Here is a 7,116-nt window from a genome sequence, read left to right on the forward strand (position 1 = left end):
GTGAATTACATTGATAGAGGTGACGTTTGTGCCGGGGAAAACAGAATTGCAAAAAAACCAGGAAATGATCGTAGTACTTGATTTCGGAAGCCAATATAATCAATTGATCACTCGTCGTATCCGTGAATTTGGTGTGTACAGTGAGCTTCATCCTCATACAATTACTGTAGAAGAAATTGAGAAAATGAACCCAACGGGAATCATCTTCTCAGGGGGCCCGAACAGTGTTTATGATGCAAATGCATTTGGTTGTGATGAACGTATATTCGAAATGGGTCTTCCGATTTTCGGTATTTGTTATGGCATGCAGCTTATGACCAAACATTTTGGCGGTAAGGTGGAGCCAGCGAAAAACCGTGAATACGGAAAAGCGACACTTGCCATCCAAAATGAGTCCAAGTTATTCAGTGACCTGCCAAAAGAACAAATCGTCTGGATGAGCCATGGTGATTTAGTGGTGGAAACGCCTGAAGGTTTCCAAATTGACGGGACGAACCCGTCTTGCCCAATATCGGCTATGAGTGACGAGTCACGTAAATTGTATGCCGTGCAATTCCATCCAGAAGTCCGTCATTCCGTATACGGTAATGACATTCTGAAAAATTTCGTATTCGGAGTTTGTGGCTGTAAAGGTGACTGGTCAATGGAGAACTTCATTGAAATCGAGATGGAGAAAATCCGCCAAACAGTCGGAGATAAAAAAGTGTTATGCGCTTTAAGCGGCGGAGTGGATTCATCCGTTGTTGCTGTATTGATCCATAAAGCGATTGGCGATCAGCTGACATGTATTTTCGTTGATCATGGATTACTTCGTAAAGGCGAAGCCGAAGGTGTAATGGAAACATTCAGGGAAGGTTTCAATATGAACGTAATCAAGGTCGATGCAAAAGAACGTTTCCTATCGAAGCTTGCTGGCGTTTCAGATCCGGAACAAAAACGGAAAATCATCGGTAACGAGTTCATCTACGTATTCGATGACGAAGCAACGAAGCTCGAAGGAATTGATTTCCTTGCACAGGGTACGCTTTACACAGACATTATTGAAAGTGGTACGGCCACTGCACAAACAATTAAATCGCATCACAATGTTGGCGGTCTGCCGGAAGATATGCAATTTAAATTGATTGAGCCTTTGAACACTCTATTCAAGGATGAAGTGCGTGCACTTGGAAGTGAAATGGGCATTCCGGACGAAATCGTTTGGCGTCAACCATTCCCTGGTCCAGGTTTAGGTATTCGTGTATTAGGCGAAATTTCAGATGAAAAACTTGAAATCGTTCGTGAGTCTGACCATATTTTACGTGAGGAAATTAGAAAAAATGGTTTGGAACGCGAAATTTGGCAGTACTTTACGGTGCTTCCTAACATTCGTAGCGTAGGGGTAATGGGCGATGCACGTACGTATGACTATACAATCGGAATCCGTGCGGTTACGTCCATTGACGGAATGACATCCGATTGGGCAAGAATCCCATGGGATGTACTTGAAATCATCTCAACGAGAATCGTTAATGAAGTAAACCATGTAAACCGCGTCGTTTATGACATTACGTCTAAGCCGCCTGCAACGATCGAGTGGGAATAGTAGATTGAAACCATCCAATCAGTGAAGGAATTAACCTTCACTGATTTTTTTTGTTGAAATAGTATTTAAATATGTAGATTACTTACATTTACGTATGTTGGCGAAGATATAGCCATGATAATTAAGGAATATATAGCGAAACGCGAACATTGCCTAAAATTACATAAAAAATATTCGTTTGGTATATTGACGATTATTTTAGTGACTGATACACTATACCTATAATAATAAAAAAACATAATTGTCGTATAATATTGGGGATATGGCCCAAAAGTTTCTACCAAGCTGCCGTGAACGGCTTGACTACGATGTGGAAGGATTGGCGTGTTATAAAATAAACCGCCACTTCTTTACATGACCGCAGTCAAGCCCCGTTCGTAATCGAATGGGGCATTTTCTGTTGGCACGATTTTATGATGGGGGAGACTCATAATGAAAAATTATTTTCGGTTTAACGAGCTGGGAACTAATTATCGCCGTGAAATACTTGGTGGACTAACTACTTTCCTTTCAATGGCATATATCCTGGTTGTAAACCCTGTAATGCTGACTTTACAAAGCATCGAGGACTATCCGGATGAATTAAGAATGGACTACGGAGCGGTTTTTGCCGCAACCGCATTGTCAGCCGCAATCGGCTCGATATTAATGGGACTCATAGCCAGATATCCAATCTCGCTCGCGCCGGGTATGGGATTGAATGCTTTCTTCGCTTTTACCGTTGTGCTTGGCTTTGGAATTCCTTGGCAGACGGCTTTAACAGGAGTATTGATTTCAGGTATTATCTTCGTTTTGCTTTCCCTATCGGGAATACGTGAAAAAATCATTAATGCAATTCCAGTCGAATTGAAATACGCAGTTGGAGCCGGTATCGGTTTATTCATTACTTTTGTAGGGTTTCAGAATGCTGGAATCATCACGAATGATGACAGCGTTCTTGTTGGACTGGGCGATTTGACATCAGGAAATACTTTATTGGCTGTGTTTGGAATTGTCGTTACCGTCATTTTGATGACGAGAGGCGTCAAAAGCGGCGTGTTCATAGGAATGGTCATTACAGCCATTGCAGGAATGATCTTTGGACAAGTTCCGGTGCCGGATAAAATAATCGGTGCCGTTCCTAGCATAGCGCCAACATTCGGGGTTGCGTTCGATGCCTTTGGAAATCCCGGTGATCTCTTCACTGGTCAAATGTTAATCGTTATACTGACCTTCTTGTTCGTAGCATTCTTTGATACAGCCGGTACGCTGGTGGCTGTCGCACAACAAGCTGGATTGATGAAGGATAATGTTCTTCCTAGAGTGGGTAAAGGATTGCTGGCTGATTCATTATCCATCGTTTCAGGTGCAATTCTTGGTACATCCACCACGACATCTTATGTAGAGTCCACATCAGGTGTTGCTGCTGGAGCTCGAAGCGGATTTGCGGCTGTAGTGACAGGGTTGCTGTTTGTCCTATCCCTTTTCTTCTTCCCGCTTCTATCAGTGGTGACATCTGCTGTGACTGCGCCGGCATTGGTTATAGTCGGAGTATTAATGGCATCATCACTTAAAAATATTGACTGGCAAAAGTTCGAAATTGCGGTTCCGGCCTTCTTTACGGTCATCATGATGCCCATGACATATTCAATTGCGACAGGTATCGCTTGCGGATTCATCTTCTATCCAATCACTATGTCGATGAAAGGAAGAGCAAAAGAGGTTCATCCGATCATGTGGGGTCTTGGAGTCGTCTTCCTGCTATATTTCATTTTCTTGAAGTAATAATGCAAGTAAGTAAGGAGAGTCCTGATTTCAGGGCTCTTCTTTCATGTTGTAAGAGAAAGCTCATATCGTGTATAGTAAAAGTACTAAGTACTAAGTACTTTATCCTGTATGGGGCATAGGGATGACTTTGAGAAAAAAAGAGGGAGAAAAATGAATGGTTTTATCGTTGAAAAGGTTTTGAACAATAATGTGGTGATTGCCACGCATCCGTCGTATGGAGAAGTCGTTACTATTGGAAAGGGCTTAGGCTTCAACCGGAAGAAAGGCGAAGAGTTGAGTCCGGAACTAGCGGAGAAAACGTTTGTCCTGAAAAATGTTAAGGAACAGGAAAGTTACAAAAAACTTTTGCCGCAAATCGATCAAAATCTTCAAGCTGCCATAATAGAATCCATTCATCTCATTAATGACCGGGTAACTGGAAAGCTAAATGAACATATACATGTCGGTTTAACAGATCATTTATTGTTCGCCCTTCAGCGTGTTTCCCAAGGAATGACTATTAAAAACCCATTCCTGAAAGAAACGATAACCCTTTATCCTTTTGAACATGATATTGCTGTCGATGTAGTAGAATTAATTCAAGATAAGACAGGCATAGGCCTGCCCCAAGGGGAAATCGGTTTTATTACGCTTCATATTCATAGCGCAATATCAAATAAAGACTTATCGGAAGTCAATCAGCATTCGCAGTTAATCTATCACCTTATCCAAGTTGTTGAAGAACAGCTCAATGTGAAAATTAATAAGGATAGCATAGACTATTCACGTTTGGTCCGTCATTTAAGATTCATGATAGACAGGGTGCTTGCTGGGGAAAAAGTAGAGGAACCTGAAAAAATAGCAATGCTATTGAAAGAAGAATATCCTTTGTGTTACAATATCTCTTGGAAGCTAATAAAAATTATGCAGCAGAAATTAGGCAAGCCGGTTTGTGATGCGGAAGCTGTCTATCTAACGATGCATATCCAACGATTACAAAAGAAAATTAAATAAACATACATTAACTTACGTGTTACTGATTCGATCAGGCATAAGTGAGGAGAATGATTGTTATGAAAGAGGGTATTATATACCTGAATTTTCATTTCAATCCTATCTTTGCTTATGCCTTTTTTGTGTTTGAATTCTGATGCGTGGGAAGATGAATACCATCGTAAATGTAACCGTTTTATTAGCATGGAAAAACAGTAAAGAGGAGGAAAACCTATGTTTAAGAAGTTGTTTGGTGTTTTGCAAAAAATCGGTAAAGCTTTGATGCTTCCTGTAGCCATTTTACCAGCGGCCGGAATTTTGCTTGCGTTTGGTAATGCGTTGCAAAACGAAACTTTGTTGGATATCGCCCCGTTTCTTGCGAGTGGCGGAGTGGAAATGGTCGCATCGGTAATGGAGAATGCCGGAAATATTATTTTTGGGAATCTTCCTTTGTTGTTTGCTGTGGGGGTCGCAATTGGGTTAGCTGGTGGAGATGGTGTTGCCGGCCTTGCGGCGATTATCGGTTTCTTGATTATGAATGTAACGATGGGAACTGTTCTTGGCATTGACGCTGCCGACATTGAGAACAATAGTGCGGTGTATACCAATGTTCTGGGAATCCCGACGTTGGGAACAGGTGTGTTCGGCGGTATTATCGTCGGTGTCATGGCTGCTGTTATGTATAATAAGTTTTATGAAATTGAACTGCCTTCTTATTTAGGATTCTTTGCAGGTAAACGTTTTGTACCCATTGTAACAGCTGCAAGCGCAGTTATTCTTGGGTTGCTGATGATTTTGATTTGGCCGACGATTCAATCGGGGTTAAATTCATTTTCCGAAAATATGTTGGGTGCCAATCTGACACTTGGAGCTTTCGTGTTTGGGGTTGTAGAACGTGCGCTGATTCCTTTTGGATTGCACCATATCTTCTATTCTCCATTCTGGTTCGAATTTGGTAGCTATATCCCTCAAGGAGGGGGAACTCCAGTCAGAGGAGACCAGGCCATCTTCATGGCACAAATTAAAGATGGCGTACAGAATTTAACGGCCGGTACCTTCATGACTGGTAAATATCCATTCATGATGTTCGGGTTACCAGCTGCAGCTTTGGCCATTTATCATGAAGCAAGACCGGAAAGAAAGAAAATAGTCGGAGGATTGATGGCTTCTGCAGCACTTACATCATTCCTGACTGGGATTACTGAGCCGCTTGAATTTGCATTCTTATTTGTTGCACCGGTACTTTTCGGGATTCACTGTCTGTTTGCCGGTCTATCATTCATGACCATGCATTTACTGGACGTGAAAATCGGGATGACGTTCTCGGGTGGTTTGATCGATTACGTACTGTTTGGTTTAATCAATCCGCAAACCAATGCATGGATTGTTATTCCGGTTGGTTTAGTCCTTGCGGTTATCTATTACTTTGGATTCCGATTTGCGATAAGGAAGTTTAACCTTAAAACTCCTGGTCGTGAAGTGGAAGAGGATGAGGAAGCGGAAGGATCTGCAAGTACAGCTGGAAGTCTTCCTGGGGATATCTTGGATGCCATGGGCGGAAAAGAAAATATTTCTCACTTGGATGCTTGCATTACCCGTCTTCGTGTATCGGTTAATGACATCGGTAACGTTGATAAAAATAGGCTGAAGAAACTTGGTGCCGCTGGAGTTCTGGAAGTGGGCAATAACATCCAGGCTATCTTCGGACCTCGTTCAGAAACGATCAAGGGGCAAATGAAAGATATCATTGATGGAAAAAGGCCTCGTAAAGTAGAGGTGTCTCCTGAAGTAGGTGTGGAAAAGCAAATCGAGGATGTCGTCCCGAAACCTTTAAGGACGGATGAAGTTTCCGAGCGCTTTGTTTCTCCTATTAAAGGGGAATTAAAACCAATCACGGAAGTGCCTGATGCAGTTTTTGCTGAAAAAATGATGGGTGATGGATTTGCAATTGTACCCGAGGAAGGGTTGGTTGTTTCTCCTGTGGACGGTACGATCGTTAATTTATTCCCGACTAAACATGCAATAGGGATCGTTTCCGAAGCTGGACGTGAAATCTTGATACATGTCGGGATCGATACAGTTAAATTGGAAGGCAAAGGTTTCGAAGCACTTGTCGCTCAAGGAGATAAAGTGACAAGCGGGCAGCCATTGCTTAAAGTTGATATAGAGTATGTCAAAAACAATGCTAGCTCTATCATTACGCCGATCGTCTTTACTAACCTTTCCGGAGGTGAAAGCGTCAAGATTGAAAAGGCTGGAAATGTAGATAGGGAAGAAGCGGACGTAATCTCCATCAATAAATAATCATTAATAAATAACGGGAGGGTGGCTATAATCAGCTGCCCTCCTGTTTTTTTTGATGATTATTTGGCATGGACCGGCTTCTAATAGAAGGAAAGTGGTTCAGCGAAAAAAATGAAGTTTAATTTTAAAAGATTAAATTGACTTATCTATATGCAAGTGCTAGTATATTAAATACACCGCTTGAGACAAACAAGACAAACAAGTAAATGAAACTTGTTGTTGACTTTGTGTTTGGAGGGTGTTACACTGATAAGGTCGCTAAACGAAGCGATGAAAAATATTGCTCTTTGAAAACTGAACAAAACAAAGCGCCAACGTTAAATTTTAAGTGAGCACACACTATCAAAAAAGCAAATGAGCAAGTCAAACATTTCTTCGGAGAGTTTGATCCTGGCTCAGGACGAACGCTGGCGGCGTGCCTAATACATGCAAGTCGAGCGAATCGATGGGAGCTTGCTCCCTGAGATTAGCGGCGGACGGGTGAGTAA

Annotated in this window: 4 protein-coding genes, 1 rRNA gene and 1 riboswitch; all 5 genes read left to right on the forward strand. The window is 41.9% G+C overall.

The features are described from left to right. The first annotated feature begins 64 nt into the window (after positions 1-64). Complete coding sequence (gene guaA, locus J7I90_RS11265) at positions 65-1,585, forward strand: glutamine-hydrolyzing GMP synthase (protein ID WP_164468792.1); 1,521 nt, start codon at positions 65-67, stop codon at positions 1,583-1,585. A 224-nt stretch (positions 1,586-1,809) separates the two neighbouring features. Continuing rightward, positions 1,810-1,911, forward strand: a riboswitch (purine riboswitch). A gap of 106 nt (positions 1,912-2,017) precedes the next feature. Next, positions 2,018-3,349, forward strand: coding sequence for an NCS2 family permease (locus J7I90_RS11270; protein WP_034306155.1), 1,332 nt, complete (start codon positions 2,018-2,020; stop codon positions 3,347-3,349). A 153-nt stretch (positions 3,350-3,502) separates the two neighbouring features. Next, complete coding sequence (glcT, locus tag J7I90_RS11275) at positions 3,503-4,345, forward strand: glucose PTS transporter transcription antiterminator GlcT (RefSeq protein ID WP_034306152.1); 843 nt, start codon at positions 3,503-3,505, stop codon at positions 4,343-4,345. Between the two features lie 213 nt (positions 4,346-4,558). Further along, positions 4,559-6,628 (forward strand): glucose-specific PTS transporter subunit IIBC, encoded by a 2,070-nt coding sequence (ptsG, locus tag J7I90_RS11280; RefSeq protein WP_214771606.1) that lies wholly within the window; start codon positions 4,559-4,561, stop codon positions 6,626-6,628. A 372-nt stretch (positions 6,629-7,000) separates the two neighbouring features. Next, a 16S ribosomal RNA gene (locus J7I90_RS11285) occupies positions 7,001-7,116 on the forward strand; the annotation flags it as partial.

The sequence above is a fragment of the Bacillus sp. ISL-57 genome, from assembly GCF_018613135.1.
GTDB classification, from domain to species: Bacteria; Bacillota; Bacilli; order Bacillales; family DSM-1321; genus Peribacillus; species Peribacillus frigoritolerans.

Excerpts from the sequence above, each read along its gene's own strand:
- guaA (WP_164468792.1), top strand. The coding sequence starts at position 65 with ATGATCGTAGTACTTGATTTCGGAAGCCAATATAATCAATTGATCACT.
- J7I90_RS11270 (WP_034306155.1), top strand. The coding sequence starts at position 2,018 with ATGAAAAATTATTTTCGGTTTAACGAGCTGGGAACTAATTATCGCCGT.
- glcT (WP_034306152.1), top strand. The coding sequence starts at position 3,503 with ATGAATGGTTTTATCGTTGAAAAGGTTTTGAACAATAATGTGGTGATT.
- ptsG (WP_214771606.1), top strand. The coding sequence starts at position 4,559 with ATGTTTAAGAAGTTGTTTGGTGTTTTGCAAAAAATCGGTAAAGCTTTG.